The following is a 15,271-nucleotide window of genomic DNA, read 5'->3' on the forward strand; positions in this document are numbered from 1 at the left end:
GAGAACGAGGCTCGTCGCCAAAAATTGGTGTTTTCCGCCTTAAAACGGTGACGAGAACAAGTCTCGTCGCCAAAAAATAGTGTTTCTCGCCCCAAAATGGTGACGAGTTTGATTCTCGTCGTCAAAATAGAGCATTTTTCACTTCAAAACGGCGACGAGAACGAGGCTCGTCGCCAAAAATTGGTGTTTTCCGCCTTAAAACGGCGACGAGAACGAGGCTCGTCGTCAAAAATTAGTCTTTTCCGCCTCAAAACGGTGACGAGAACGAGGCTCGTCGCCATCAAAAATAGTAATTAGAGAAAGTGATCGAGTTAAAAAAGCCATCTGCACATACCAGATAGCTTTTGGGGCGTCCAATATTTCATAATTATTAATCCGGGATATCGTTTATTTTTTCTACCCAGAAACAGTTCATCGTCCTATATTCTCCTAAATTGCCAATCAGGAACAACGTTTATTTTCTACCCAAACACAATTCATCATCCTATATTTCTCCTAAGTCCAAACGATATAATTTCCGGTAGCGTTTGTTTTCCTCAAGCAGAGACCGGTGATTCCCTTGCATTGAAATCGACCCATTGTCCAAAAATACAATTTGGTCCATTTTTTCCATCCCCATTAGATGATGGGTAATGAGAATTACCGTTTTTCCGGCCAAAGTTTTATAAATGGTGTCCAGTAAATCCCGCTCTGTTAATGGATCAAGACCGACAGTCGGTTCATCCAACACAACAATTGGCGTATTCTTCAATAAAATTCTTGCCAGTGCGATACGTTGTCTCTCCCCACCGGAAAAACGTTGCCCGGATTCTTCCATTTGGGTATCCAGTCCTTTTGGCAAAGAATGAATATATTGATCCAATTTCACTTGCCGGATGACGTCCTCAACCTCTTCCCTCGTTGCCTCCTGATTCCCCAAACGAATATTGTTTTCCACCGTCGTTGCAAATAAATAAGGTTTTTGGTTCAATACACTGATAACTTCATAAATCTGTTCACCATATCTGCTTGCCGACAAGTCACCAATCTTAACCGTACCATTATCCGGTTTCATTGCCCCGATTAACAGCTGTAATAAAGTAGATTTACCGGCACCGCTCTTACCTAGCAAAGCTACCTTCTCTCCGGGGCGAATTGTCAGATTGATATTTTTTAAGGCCGGTTCTTTATTCGACCCATACGTATAATCAACATGTTCAAAATAAATGACAGGATTCGTTAAAATTTCAAACGATCCAACCATATCTTGAGTTCCATTATATTGATCGATATTTTCCAGCCGCTCTAATGACTCTTGATAAGCAGGAATTTTTTCAATCGCATTCGAAACCGGAATTAAACCTTCTAAAATCGGCAAAGTCACCAGCGTGAAAGAAGCAATGTACGCCGGCAGTATTTCTCCCTCAAGCGCTTCAAAACCTGCCCAAATACCGACAAATATCAAAATAAGTCCGGATATCACTTGCAATTGAAATGTGCGGGCATGATTCCAATCCGCTAACTTTTTCTCAATCTTATTCGTCTCTCTGCTTTCCTTCATAAATTGGCCGATAAATCGATCCTTGTTTCCGCTAATCATCCAATCGCTAATGCCAAGTACTGCGTCGGTAAACATTTGGTACAGTCGATTCCGATTTTCTTTCACTTGAATTTGTCGCTTTTTCAAAAAATACAAGGATAAAAGTGGATAAACGACGATGATTACGGCAAGACATACGGCAATCCAAAGAGCAAAAAACGGATCAAATACCGCTAAGCTTGTAACCGAAAAAACAAATAAGAATAACGCAACAATAGTTGGGAAAATCGTTCGAATATACGCATCCTGCAAATGTTCAATATCATCGGCCAGCGTTCCGACCAAGTCCCCTGTTTGGAATCGCGAACGAATAAACAAAGCTTGCGGCTCCAGTGCATCGTACAACCGCACACGCATATCCGCTAAAATTTTCAATACCGTATTGTGCCCAACCAATCTTTCCATATAACGGACGACCGGACGAGCAATACCAAACGCCCGCACAAGAACAATCGGCACATATAACATTAAAATATTGTAAGGCGCCTCAGCTGCTCGTGTGATTAAAAACCCTGAGGTGAAGGTAAGCATCGAAGCAGTTAAAAAGGTTAAAAACCCGAGAAAAACGGTTGCCAGCATGAACCATTTATACTGTTTTATAAATGGGCGAATATATTTATTAAAGTTGCTCATCTAACTTACCTCCCCTCGATGGACTTTGATTAACTGTGTAAATACGCCATTCTTTCTAAGAAGTTCATCCGGAGTTCCGCTTTCTGCAAGTCGGCCGCCATCCATAACGAGAATATAGTCCATTTCATTCATCCAGTGCAGCCTATGCGTCGCAAAAAATACTAACTTATTATCAAACAATGGAAGCATGATTTCTTTTATATCATGTTCCGTTTCAATATCGAGATGGGCGGTCGGTTCGTCAAAAAACATGATCGGACGATTCGTCAACAGTGCCCGGGCGAGAGCAATCCGCTGTTCCTCGCCGCCGCTTAACGCTCTTCCACCTTGTCCAATTTTTTCATCAAGGCCATTCGGGAATTGGCTGATTAATTCTGAAAGACCGGTTCGTTCCGCTGCCTCTGTTATTTCTTTATCTGTCGCATCCGGTGCATACCACATAATATTTTCCTTGACTGTACCTGAAAAAATATATGGATGTTGCGGAATGTACGTTACTTGATCTTGCCATGCTGCCACTGAAAAATCCGGAATTTCAATCCCATCAACAAAAAATGACCCGCTTGTCGGCTTTGTAAACCCTGATAAAAGATCAATCAATGTAGATTTTCCGGCTCCGGATAATCCGATAATTCCTATTTTTTTAAAACCGCGAATGGTAAAATGAATATCCGCTAATACCGTACGATTTTCCTCTGTAAATGTTTTTGTTAAACCACGAACAACTAATTCTGACTCTTTGTTCCAATCGGGTAAATTGACAGTCATAACCTGCTTCTCACCGTCATCCAAATTAAGTAATCCTTGAATTTTTTCCCCTGATTCCTTTCCGTCCATCGTTGCGTGATAATCATTTCCCAGTTCACGAACAGGCAGGAAATACTCCGGTGCCAAAATTAATATCGTCAACGCTGCCAAAAAATCTATTTGTCCATTAATTAATCGTAATCCAAGTTCAACTGCAACCACCGCAACAGACAAACTGGAAAAGAAATCTAAGGAAAAAGATGAGAGAAACGCTACCCGCAATGTACGTACCGTTGAAATCCGGTATTTATTGCTCACCGAATAAATGGCCTCGCGATGCCCTTTACTCCGCCCTAAAAATTTCAATGTCACCAAACCCCGTAAGGAATCAACAAAATGTCGAGACAATAATTGATAATTTTCCCATTTATTATCTTTCTGCTTTTGGGCAACAAGGCCTAATAGAATCAAGAAGATGATAAGAATTGGCATCACAACAATTAATACAACAGCTGAGGTTACATCCATCGTAAAAACATAAATAACGATACTTGCCGGTATAAGTAAACATGATAAAAATCTTGGGATAAATAATTCAAGATATGTTTTATAGCTTGGAATGCCTTCTAAACATAAAGCAATAATATGACCGGAACCTTGCCTGCTGATTGTTTTCGGACCGATCATAAAAACTTTTTCTACTAAATCATTTTGAAGTTGAGAGGATGTTTGGTCTGCAAAGCGATACGCGATACGTGATTTCAACCATTGGAGAAAATGTCTGAATACATGGGCAAGGAAAAACATAGCAAAAAAGGGAAGGGCACTAAACCCCGCCCCTTCATATACAGTTATAATGGCCTTAGCAAGGAACCCTGCCTGCGCGATAATTGCTAAACTTTGCAATACGGTCAGGATTCCAATCAGCACAAATGTTTTTTTACTATCTTTATAAAGAAACAGATTTTTATCCATCAGTATTCCAAATGCTCCTTATGTGACACACGTTTTCTAAAAATATAGTAGCTCCAAATCGTATATGCCAGTACAATCGGTACCATTGTTAAAGCAACGATCGTCATTACTTTAAGTGAATAGGCTCCCGAAGCTGCTTCATAGATCGTAATATTATTTGCCACATCCGTCGTGCTAATCATGACATTCGGGAATAATGCAATGAAAAACGATGCGGTCACAAGGACTAAGATGAGCCCGGTCAAAGTAAAGCTAAATCCTTCTTTCTTATCTTTAACTGTTTTATATAAAGCCAGATAAAGAAGTACTGCTACAGCATACATCGGAATAATGATTGCTCCACGGTTGGCGTAAGCATCCGTGAATATCCCTGTTAACACAACGAACAAAACAATGACTGCACCGGTTACCCAATAAATTTTTAACGCTTGTTCGCGGGCACGGGCACGCAATTGGCCGTTTGTCTTCATCGTAATAAACATTAAACCGTGCAAATAGGACAATAGAACAAAAGCAATTCCACCAACTAATGTAAATAGATTTACCATATCTCCGAAGAAAGTGGCGTGCATATTCATATTTTCATCAATCGGAAGTCCTTTAATCAATCCTGAAAAGAGTACGCCGACCAAAAACGGCGGGATTAAACTGCCAAGAAAAATCGACCAATCCCATGTAGTTTTCCATTTGGCCGTGTGATGTTTTCCCCGGAATTCAAATGCCACCCCTCTGGCAATCAGCGCAAGCAAAAGCAGCACGAATGGCAAATAATAGCCGCTAAAAAGCGTTGCATACCAATGTGGGAAAGCAGCAAACATCGCACCGCCGGCTGTCAGTAACCAAACTTCATTCGCATCCCAGTGCGGTCCTATCGTATTGATTAATACCCGTTTTTCCGTTTCATTTTTTGCTAAAAATTTCGTACTCATACCAACGCCAAAGTCAAAACCTTCCAAAAAAATAAACCCGACCCATAAAACGCCAATCAATAAAAACCACAATTCACTTAATTCCATTTAACAGCACCCCCTGCATTTGCATCAAAAGGATCTGTTGCGGTTGTGTCGTCTTTCAATTTTTCATGTGGTCCTTGTTTAATCGTTTTGATAAACAAATAAACCATCGCAACAGCGAGCAATGTATAAATTAATGAAAATGCAATTAACGAGAAGAGAATTTGTCCGGAAGAAACACTCGGTGAAACACCGCTTTCCGTTAACATCAATCCGTTTACTACCCAAGGCTGACGACCAATTTCCGACATTATCCAACCGGCAGAGTTAGCAATATACGGTAAGAATAAAGCTCCGACTAACCATTTCAAAAAACGTGTACTCGTTTCAAGTTTTTTCCTCCGTAGTAAAATCAAACCTATTAAGCTAAATAAAATCATTAAACCGCCGGCAGCCACCATAATCCGGAAGCTCCAGAATGTTGTTTTTACAGGTGGAATGTAGTTCCCTTCTCCGTACAAGTCTTCATATTGAGCTTGCAGTGCTTTCATTCCTGGAAGATCGCCGGAAAATTCACCATAAGATAAGAAACTTAATAAATATGGAACTTCCACTGACCAATTATTTTTTTGATTTTCCGTATCAATACCGGCAACGACTGTCCATGGAGCCGGGTCTGCTGTATTTTCCCAAATTCCTTCAGCAGCAGCCATCTTCATCGGTTGAGCCTCTACTAAATATTGAGATTGTGCATGCCCGGAAAAAGCAATCCCCAATGTTGATACTAACCCAACAATTAATGAAATGTTCATTGATTTTTTGAAAAACTCAATGTCACGTTTTTTAATCATATTCCAAGCTGAAATACCAATGAGTAAAAATGCTGCCGTACAAAGACTTGCGAAAATTGTATGCGGATACGCTACCAATAATTTTGGATTTGTTAACAAGCCTAAGAAATCATTCATTTCCGCACGACCATTGGCAATTTCATATCCAACCGGATTTTGCATGAATGAGTTAGCAGCCAGTATCCATAGAGCAGATAAGGCCGTCCCAATGGAAACTAACCAAATGCTGGCCAAATGTAGTTTTTTCGGTAACCGTTCCCAACCAAAAATCCATAATCCGATAAAGGTCGATTCCATAAAGAATGCAAGCAGTGCCTCGATTGCAAGCGGTGCCCCGAATACATCCCCAACAAAACGCGAATAATCAGACCAGTTCATTCCAAATTGGAATTCTTGAATAATCCCGGTCACAACACCGACGGCAAAATTAATTAAGAAAAACTTGCCCCAAAACTTGGACATTTTTTTGTACATTTCGTCCTTCTTCACCACATAAAGTGTTTCCATTACAGCAATGATGAACGCCAAACCGATTGACAGTGGAACAAAAATGAAGTGGAACAGAGTTGTTGAAGCAAACTGTATCCGTGCCAGTAACACTTCTTCCATTTCCGCTTTCCCCCCTTGAAATTTTCAGTTCATTTTTACCTAATCTTATTTAAGAATTATAATAACTTACATATTAATCATATAGGTTTTTCCTATCGCAATGGTGGAATTATTGTGGAGTTATTTTGGAAATCCTGTTACAAATTAGACATACCATTTCGTCCAATTTGTGACATTTTTTACAATTCGCGGCAAATAGTTACCTTTTTGTGATTTTTATCATAGAAAAGGTAAATTTCATTAATATAATTGAATGGCAATAATAAGAAAACTCGGCGATGGCAGAGCCGTAGTCAGCGAAAATACATTTTCGCTTGCGAGGTAATGCTACCGAAGCTTCTCTAGTTCACCGAAAAAATATAAATTTTTTCGGCTGCGATGTAATCCCACGAAGCTTTCCTTGTGCACTTATGCGTTAGGAAAGTAGAAATTGAAAAATTTATACTTTCCTGGCTCAAAAAACCCGAACCGGTAAACGGAAACCGATTCGGATCATTAAGCATATAACCTAATTCATTTTTTAACAGCTTTAAATTTAAATACGTTATTTTCCTCTATTCTCTCAATCTCTTTGTTCTTTTCCAAATAAATCAACCGTGTTAAGGAGGCCATAAACGGACTGACCATTTTTTCAAGACTTAATAAACCGTAAACATCCAAACATACTTCCAATGCCGTTTTTGCGTTCGTTTCAACCGATTGATAAACTTGTTGCAATCTTTTTTGATGGCTGTTCTGAATCTCTTCAACTCGACCTTGTAAATCGTAAATCATCTCGCCATGGCCGGGCAGTGCAATATTCGTTGGATAGGCATCCAGTTTTTTTAATGAATCAAAATAATATTTTAATAAATCCATCTCTTCTCCGACCCACAGACCTATCACCGGTGAAACTTGTTTTAATACATGATCACCGAGAATCATAATTTTTTTCTCACGGTTGTAAAAACAATAATGGTCGTATGCGTGACCGGGTGTCCAAATCACTTCATACATATCCATACCTAACTGAATGTGATCCCCTTCATCAAAAAATGCATCTGGTTCAAATTCATAGATAAAACGTGTATCCGGCAGTCGGTCCGGAACAAACGGAACACCGTGGCTCATCACCAGTTTTTTAAACCGTTCATTAAAATTAGGACGACGATATTTTTTTATTTCACCATAACTTAAATTGGCTACAACAATAGGAACCCCTTTTTCCTGCTGAAACCATTTGGCAAGTCCAATATGGTCTTGATGAACATGAGTGAGCACCACTTTTTCAATTTTATAACCGATCTCCAAAATTTCTTCCCATAAACGGATTGCTTGCTTTGAATACATGCCGGTATCAATTACCGTATACCCGTCTTCTCCTTTCAGTAAATAACAATTTGTCGCACCCATTCCGCCTGAATAAGTTACGACAGCAAGTTCAATATTTTCAGTTACTTTTTTTAGCATGGAATCCCCTTCTTAACTAAATCTGATTTTAAAAATTGATTATATTTTATCGAGAATTGCTGGTTTTTGCAAAAAGAGCAACCTGAAAAGCGATTCATTGAAATATTCTGCTTAAAAATGGAGATTTTTGGAATACTATAAGTGAGGTGAAGGGGATGTATAAAAGTCACGAACGAAAGCTGTTTTGGCTTACGTTTACGGTTGCTTTTCTATTACTATTGTCCATTTTAGGTCGTATTTTTGGCGGATAAAATGATATTCTTCCCATAAATTCGCCATAATAGGAGGTTGTGTTACCAATTGATTATCGAGGAATCTGTTTTTTATAGTCGTGTATTAACGGAAACGACCCTAACTTTTCATATTATTTATGCCACCCTTGGCGTAGGCGTTCCACTAATGATTATGATCGCCCAATGGGTAGGCATTAAAAAAAATGATGAACATTATATTTTGCTTGCCCGGCGCTGGACACGCGGCTTTGTTATTACGGTTGCTGTCGGTGTTGTGACGGGGACGGCAATTGGATTACAGCTTTCCCTATTGTGGCCAAATTTTATGGAACTGGCCGGTCATATTATTGCTCTACCGCTTTTTATGGAAACTTTTGCTTTCTTTTTTGAAGCGATTTTTTTAGGAATTTATTTGTACACATGGGATCGCTTTGAAAATCAAAAGAAACATTTATTGTTGCTTGTACCCGTTGCCATCGGGGGCTCTTTCTCGGCTGTCTTTATTACAATTGTGAATTCTTTCATGAACAGCCCGCAAGGCTTTGATTTAGTCGATGGGAAACTGACAAATGTTAACCCGCTCCTTGCGATGTTTAACCCGGCTATGCCGACCAAAGTAACTCATGTCGTGGTAACAGCTTATATGACAGCAGCGTTTGTTCTTGCTTCCATTGCTGCTTTCCGAATGCTATCCGGTTCCAAACATGTTTACCATAAAAAGGCATTGTTTTTCACGATGAAACTGGGACTTATATTTTCCATAGCAACAGCAGTAATCGGTGACTTTTCCGGAAAATTTCTTGCCGAATATCAGCCGGAAAAATTGGCAGCAGCCGAATGGCATTTTGAAACACATGGCGAGGCTCCGTTAATTATGTGGGGCATGCTCGATGAAAATAACGATATTAAATATGCAATTCAAATTCCTTTTGCCTTAAGTATTCTTGCCCATTGGCTCCCCGGGGCAGTCGTTACCGGCTTGGATCAATTCCCAGAAGATGAAATCCCACCGCTTTATATTCATTATTTGTTCGATACAATGGTAACGATTGGTATGGGATTAGTCGTCCTTTCCCTCATCTATTGGATCGGTGTGAAACGGGGCTGGGCTTTTATTCACTCCAAACTTTTCTTAGGATTGAGTGTACTGAGCGGACCGCTTTCGATGCTTGCCATTGAAGCGGGTTGGTGGCTGGCGGAAGTGGGCAGACAACCTTGGATTTTGCGCGGGATTATGCGGACATCTGAGGCGGCAACAACGAATAACCAAGTTGATTTGATGCTTATGCTTTTTTGTGGCTTATATATTATCTTGGGCATTGGCACAATTGTTGTTATGTCTCGCATGTTTAAAAGAAATCCGGTGGAACAAGAATTGAAAGATCGTGAAATGGAAAAAGGCGGTGTACAAAAATGAACCTAGAAATAATCGGAATCTCCGTCTTATGGACATTTTTATTCGGATATATCATGATCGGCTCGATTGATTTTGGCGCCAGTTTTTTCAATGCATACAGCTTAATTGTTGAAAAACAACATATTTTAACAAATATTATTCAACGATATTTATCCCCGGTGTGGGAAGTCACCAATGTTTTTCTTGTCTTCTTTTTTGTTGGCATCATCGGCTTTTTTCCGAAAACAGCTTTTTATTATGGAACAACCTTGCTTGTACCGATAAGTATCGGTGTTATTTTACTTGCCGTCCGCGGGTCATACTATGCCTTTGAAACTTACGGGGCAAGAGGCCATAAAGGGTATGCATTGCTTTACGGTTTATCCGGGCTCCTGCTTCCGGCATCCCTATCCATTGTATTAACGATTTCAGAAGGCGGTTTTATTACAATGGAAAATGGAGCACCGGTTTTAAATTATTGGACATTGTTTACAGAACCGTTAACATGGGCTGTCGTTTTATTAAGTGTAACTGCGGTATTGTATATTTCCGCAACTTTTTTAACATGGTACGCTAATCAAGCCGGTGACACGGAAGCAACGAGATTAATGAGAAAATACGCCTTGCTATGGGCATTCCCACTGATTTTTACAGCCGCCGGGATTATCGTCGAATTACGCGGGCACAACCCGGACCATTACGAAAAATTAATGAGTTTATGGTGGATGTTCGCCCTGTCGTTTATACTCTTTTTGCTTACGGTTTGGTTTCTTTGGAAAAAAAGAAATTACGGAAGTGCATTTATTTTACTTGTCATTCAATTTGCCCTCGCCTTTTTTGGCTATGGCATCAGTCATTATCCCTATTTGCTTTATCCTCATTTAACGTTATATGACAGTTTTACGAATAATGCAATGGCGATTAGTTTAATTGTCGCCTTTATTCTCGGTTTTTGCTTGCTGGTCCCGTCCCTTTATTTACTGCTTAAGTTGTTCTTATTTAATAAACAATATGTTTCGGGAAAATAAGAAAGGTGGTTTTTGTAAATGAAGGAATTTCTTATATTTGTTGCCCCGTTTCTCGTTTTATTTGCAACGATTTTTTTCGCCTTTTGGGCTGCATTACAAGATGGATATAAAAATAAAGGTACGCCCCGCTGAAAAATATTCGCGGGGTTTAATTTTTTCTATTGACCTTTACGTTACGTTAAGGTGTATGGTTATTTTAAAGAGAGGTGTAACAAATGGAATACACGATTCAAAAATTGGCTCAGTTGGCGGGCATTAGTACTCGAACACTGCGATATTATGATGAAATTGATTTATTGAAGCCTGCACGAATAAATTCATCCGGCTATCGAATATATGGACAAAAAGAAGTAGACCGGCTGCAACAAATTATGTTTTACCGGGAATTAGGATTTCCATTGGAGACGATTAAAGAGATAATGGCAAATCCACTGTTTGATGAAAGAAAAGCTTTACAAGATCACCTGGAACATCTTCTTGAAAAAAGAAAGCAAATTGAACTTTTGATAAAAAATGTACACCATACAATAGAAAATTTAGAGGGGAGAAGAAACATGACTGACCAAGAAAAGTTTAGTGGTTTCAAGAAACAATTAATCGAAGAAAATGAAAAGAAATATGGGAAAGAAATTCGAGAAAAATACGGTGATACGACGGTTGACGCATCTAATGCGAAACTGATGAATTTGTCGGAAAAAGAGTATGCCGAAGTTACTGAATTAGCGGAGTCAATAAATAAGCTACTTGCTGAAGCGATGAAAACCCAAGACCCAGCCGGAGAACTTGCCCAAAAGGTAGCCGACATGCACAAACAATGGCTAACCTACTATTGGAATGACTACAGTAAAGAAGCACATCAAGGACTTGCCCAAATGTATGTCGATGATGAACGGTTTAAAGCTAACTATGATAAAATTGCCCCGGGTGCAGCTGAGTTTTTACGGGATGCGATTTTTGTTTATACAGGAAATGGAAAAAGTTGATTGCATGCTTTCTTAATTTTAAAAGGATACCAAATTTAGAAGTGTTGATTTTATAATCGGAAATGTCTGCTGATAAGCAAAGCAAGCTTTCACTGAACAATTTGCCATGAACCTTCATACAAGCAAAGGGGACTTTTTTCCAAAACGGTAGAAGTCCCCTGATTTCTTTTTATGCGGTTGTTTTTCCCGTCAAAATATCCATAAACTCTTCACCGGTAATGGTTTCTTTTTCAAATAAATATTTCGTAATTTCATGGAGCTTATCTTTATTATCTTCTAAAATTTGAATGGCTTTTTCATGACATGATTTAATAATCGACAATACTTCTTCATCGATTTTTGCCGCTGTTTCCGAGGAGACCAGTAACGTGGTATCTCCTCCTAAATACGGATTGTTCACCGTTTCAAGAGCCATCATATCAAATTTTTCACTCATACCGAAGCGAGTAACCATCGCCCGGGCAATTTTAGTCGCTTGTTCAATATCATTGGATGCACCGGATGTGATCGAACTGAAAATAATTTCTTCAGCAGCCCGGCCACCCATGAAGGTTGTTATTTTATCCAGAGCCTGCTCTTTACTCATTAATACTTGCTCATCTTGTTCCACTTGCATTGTATAGCCAAGGGCACCGGACGTCCGGGGGATTATCGTAATCTTATGCACCGGAGCCGTATGTGTTTGTTTGGCTGCAACTAGGGCATGTCCAACTTCATGGTACGCAATTCGTAATTTATCTTTCGTTGACAATACTGCATTTTTCCGTTGATAACCGGCAATAACGACCTCAACCGATTCTTCCAAATCTTCCTGGGCAACGATGTTTCTGCCGAATTTTACCGCACGCAATGCCGCTTCATTAATAATATTGGCCAAATCGGCACCTGATGCCCCGGGTGTCGCACGAGCAATTGCATTCAAGTCGACGTCACCGGCCATTTTTACTTTTTTCGCATGAACTCTTAAAATTGCTTCCCGACCGCGTAAATCCGGTAATTCAACCGGGACTCGCCGGTCAAATCGGCCCGGTCTGAGTAACGCTTTATCTAAAGTTTCCGGTCTGTTTGTTGCCGCCAATATAACGACACCTTTATCCGGATCAAAACCATCCATCTCGGTCAACAATTGGTTTAGCGTCTGCTCCCGTTCATCATTACCACCGTAACCACCGGCATTCCGGCTTTTCCCGATCGTATCAATTTCGTCAATAAACACAATACATGGCGCTTTCTCGGTTGCTTGTTTAAACAAGTCACGAACACGAGCTGCACCCATACCGACAAACATTTCAACAAACTCAGAACCGGAAATAGCAAAGAACGGAACTTTCGATTCACCTGCCACCGCTTTTGCCAGTAACGTCTTCCCTGTTCCCGGCGGTCCGACAAGCAGTGCCCCTTTAGGAATTTTTGCGCCGATATCTTTGTATTTGGACGGATTATGCAAAAAGTCAACAATTTCTTGTAAGGCTTCTTTTGCCTCATCTTGCCCGGCGACATCAGCAAAGGTAATTCCTGTCTGAGCTTCTACATAAATTTTTGCGTTACTTTTCCCGAATGTCATCGGACTCGCTCCACCTGCACCTAATCGGTCACCTAATTTTTTTGAAAGATAACGTCCGATTAAAATAAAAATCAATAAAGGTAAAATCCAAGAAATTAAAAATGTCATTAACGGAGAAAGCTCCCGCGGAACGATTTTTGTAAATTTCACATTTGCATCATGCAGGCGATCGACTAAATCGGGGTCTTCAATTACCCCGGTACGATACATTTTTTTATCATTTGCATCTTTCGGTACAAAGTTAATATAGTTGTTTTCAATTTCCACTTCAGCCACTTGATTATTTTCAACCATATCTAAAAAGGTGCTGTAATCAACATCTTTGACATATCGACCGGATATCGTTGGAAATACAAAGGCATTTAATAAAATAATGACTAATAAAATTATACCGTAATAGTATAAATAAGATTTTTTCGGCGGTTTTACTTCTTTCACTTTCATTCCTCCAAGTTGTTGTTCAATTTATTTATTCCCTATTTCTATCTTTTCAAATAAAATATCTAATAATTTTAGGCCTTTAACAATTGCTTCCAAAGTTTCCTGTTTTTCCCCGGCTAAGATGGATTGAATTTTTTCTTCAAAGATCTGATCGATTTCGCTCATAACGGATAATCCTTTGTCAGTTAAAGATATATTAACGATTCTTTCATCACGTTTATCTCTACTTCTTGTCAAAAATCCTTTTTGCTCTAATTTCTTACACATTGATGAAATATTTGCTCCTGCTACACGAGTATGTTCTGCCAAATTTCCAATCGTTGTCGCCCCATCCTTAAATAATTTCAACAATAACATCACTTGCATCCCGGTTAAACCAAACTCGAGTCCGGTTTTATTTAATGAAGCGGTAAGATGGTCATTTATTTTTCTCGAATAATTTAAAATAGAAAATTTAAATTCATCCACATTCAAACCATTCACCCCTCAATTATTTATACATTATATATATTATATTCTATAATTACAATATAGTAAAACTTCCATCAGTGGGGGGTTCTCCATCCCCACTGATGGTTAGTTGAACCAATCGGGCACTTATCTTCCTCCTTTACATCATTGATTTCCCTTACCCAGAGGAGGAAGATTTAGTGACCGTTTGTGCGGGATAAAGTGAAATCATTATAAATAAAAAGGGATAACCCACAATTTTCCAAAATTAATCTCATTGTGTTATCATAAACGTAATAACAGGGCAGTTTTTTAAAGAAAGGAGAAATGTGGCAATGTCTATTCATGTTAAATTGGGGAAATCTGATTTATATGTTAATCCGATTGGTCTTGGGACGAATGCAGTCGGCGGTCATAATCTGTATCCAAATTTAGATGAAGAAGTTGGAAAAGAAGTTGTTCGAACTGCATTAACGCACGGGATGAATTTTCTGGATACTGCTTTTATTTATGGACCGAAACGTTCCGAAGAATTAATCGGTGAAGTTATTCAAGAAATGGGGAACCGTCAAGAAGCAGTCATAGCAACAAAAGCTGCTCATAAATTTGTCGATAATAAAGTTGTTTTTGATAATTCACCAACGTTTTTAAAACAATCGGTAGAGGATAGTTTGTTGAGACTTAAAACTGATTACATAGACTTATTTTATATTCATTATCCGGATGAACATACACCGAAATATGAAGCAGTCGGTGCTTTAAAAGAATTGAAGGATGAAGGAAAAATTCGTGCCATCGGTGTTTCTAATTTTTCGTTGGAGCAATTAAAAGAAGCAAATAAAGATGGCTATGTTGATGTTTTTCAAGGTGAATATAATTTGCTAAATCGCAGTGCTGAAAAAGAAATATTCCCTTATACAATTGAAAACCAAATTTCCTTTATCCCATATTTTCCTCTCGCATCCGGTTTACTTGCGGGAAAGTATACAAAGGATATGGTATTCCATGATTTACGTGCCAAAAAACCGCATTTCCAAGGTGAAGCATTTATTCGCAATTTGGAGAAAGTTGAACAATTGCGGCCAATTGCCGAAGCAAAAAATGCTGAAGTCGCCCACGTTGTCCTTGCTTGGTACCTAGCCCAAGCCGGAATTGATGCAATCATCCCGGGCGCCAAAAAACCGGAACAAGTCCTATCCAACCTCAAAACATTGGATGTACAATTAACGGAAGATGAAATTGTACGGATTGGTGAGATTTTTCAATGAGCTCTTTACAAAGAGACCGTGGTCAGCTTGACCACGGTCTCTTTGTATGAAGCTTTTTTTCCCCGAAAATTTCGGTTTTGATTTAACCAATGGATCCGCACAAGTAAAGACA

13 protein-coding genes are annotated in these 15,271 nt (G+C 39.2%); 6 read left to right on the forward strand and 7 right to left on the reverse strand.

Features of this window, described 5'->3' with window-relative positions; all coding sequences use genetic code 11:
• Positions 1-108: 108 nt before the first annotated feature.
• Entirely contained in the window at positions 109-297 is a 189-nt protein-coding gene (locus tag LIZ98_RS01470; protein ID WP_227202912.1) for a hypothetical protein, read from the forward strand.
• 187 nt (positions 298-484) lie between these two features.
• Here LIZ98_RS01470 and cydC read toward each other — a convergent pair whose 3' ends face one another.
• The 5 genes from cydC to LIZ98_RS01495 all read right to left on the reverse strand — a co-directional run bounded on the left by cydC (position 485) and on the right by LIZ98_RS01495 (position 7,796).
• Positions 485-2,212 carry a thiol reductant ABC exporter subunit CydC gene (gene cydC / locus LIZ98_RS01475; RefSeq protein WP_227138822.1) on the reverse strand — a complete coding sequence of 576 codons (1,728 nt, stop codon included), beginning with the start codon at positions 2,210-2,212 and terminating at the stop codon, positions 485-487.
• The gene (cydD, locus tag LIZ98_RS01480) at positions 2,213-3,934 is read right to left on the reverse strand and encodes a thiol reductant ABC exporter subunit CydD (RefSeq protein WP_227138823.1); all 1,722 of its coding nucleotides are present in this window, start codon (positions 3,932-3,934) and stop codon (positions 2,213-2,215) included.
• Entirely contained in the window at positions 3,934-4,950 is a 1,017-nt protein-coding gene (gene cydB, locus LIZ98_RS01485) for a cytochrome d ubiquinol oxidase subunit II (RefSeq protein WP_108897685.1), read from the reverse strand. The genes cydD and cydB overlap by 1 nt, the downstream gene beginning before the upstream one ends.
• Positions 4,941-6,347: a cytochrome ubiquinol oxidase subunit I gene (locus LIZ98_RS01490; RefSeq protein WP_227138824.1), complete on the reverse strand. Its 1,407-nt coding sequence runs from the start codon at positions 6,345-6,347 to the stop codon at positions 4,941-4,943. Before LIZ98_RS01490 ends, cydB begins: the two co-directional genes overlap by 10 nt.
• A 513-nt stretch (positions 6,348-6,860) precedes the next feature.
• Positions 6,861-7,796 (reverse strand): MBL fold metallo-hydrolase, encoded by a 936-nt coding sequence (locus LIZ98_RS01495; protein WP_227138825.1) that lies wholly within the window; start codon positions 7,794-7,796, stop codon positions 6,861-6,863.
• A gap of 300 nt (positions 7,797-8,096) precedes the next feature.
• Between LIZ98_RS01495 and LIZ98_RS01500 the strand changes: the two genes are divergently transcribed.
• The 4 genes from LIZ98_RS01500 (at position 8,097) to LIZ98_RS01510 (ending at position 11,436) form a co-directional block, all read left to right on the forward strand.
• The gene (locus LIZ98_RS01500) at positions 8,097-9,446 is read left to right on the forward strand and encodes a cytochrome ubiquinol oxidase subunit I (protein WP_227138826.1); all 1,350 of its coding nucleotides are present in this window, start codon (positions 8,097-8,099) and stop codon (positions 9,444-9,446) included.
• A complete protein-coding gene (locus LIZ98_RS01505) occupies positions 9,443-10,453 on the forward strand; it encodes a cytochrome d ubiquinol oxidase subunit II (RefSeq protein ID WP_041845799.1) in 1,011 nt (336 codons plus the stop codon). The genes LIZ98_RS01500 and LIZ98_RS01505 overlap by 4 nt, the downstream gene beginning before the upstream one ends.
• A gap of 18 nt (positions 10,454-10,471) precedes the next feature.
• Positions 10,472-10,585, forward strand: a complete 114-nt coding sequence (gene cydS / locus LIZ98_RS18160) for a cytochrome bd oxidase small subunit CydS family protein (protein WP_375293555.1) — start codon at positions 10,472-10,474, stop codon at positions 10,583-10,585.
• Positions 10,586-10,668: 83 nt separating this feature from the next.
• Entirely contained in the window at positions 10,669-11,436 is a 768-nt protein-coding gene (locus LIZ98_RS01510) for a MerR family transcriptional regulator (RefSeq protein WP_227138827.1), read from the forward strand.
• 169 nt (positions 11,437-11,605) lie between these two features.
• Here the strand turns inward: LIZ98_RS01510 and ftsH are convergent, their stop codons facing one another.
• A complete protein-coding gene (ftsH, locus tag LIZ98_RS01515) occupies positions 11,606-13,438 on the reverse strand; it encodes an ATP-dependent zinc metalloprotease FtsH (RefSeq protein ID WP_369009895.1) in 1,833 nt (610 codons plus the stop codon).
• A 27-nt stretch (positions 13,439-13,465) separates the two neighbouring features.
• Positions 13,466-13,909: a MarR family winged helix-turn-helix transcriptional regulator gene (locus LIZ98_RS01520; protein WP_227138859.1), complete on the reverse strand. Its 444-nt coding sequence runs from the start codon at positions 13,907-13,909 to the stop codon at positions 13,466-13,468.
• A gap of 317 nt (positions 13,910-14,226) precedes the next feature.
• Here LIZ98_RS01520 and LIZ98_RS01525 point away from each other — a divergent pair, with 317 nt between their 5' ends.
• Positions 14,227-15,159: an aldo/keto reductase gene (locus LIZ98_RS01525; RefSeq protein ID WP_227138829.1), complete on the forward strand. Its 933-nt coding sequence runs from the start codon at positions 14,227-14,229 to the stop codon at positions 15,157-15,159.
• Positions 15,160-15,271 lie beyond the last annotated feature (112 nt).

Origin of the sequence: Caldibacillus sp. 210928-DFI.2.18, assembly GCF_020554505.1 — a bacterium.
GTDB classification, from domain to species: domain Bacteria; phylum Bacillota; class Bacilli; order Bacillales; family Caldibacillaceae; genus Caldifermentibacillus; species Caldifermentibacillus hisashii.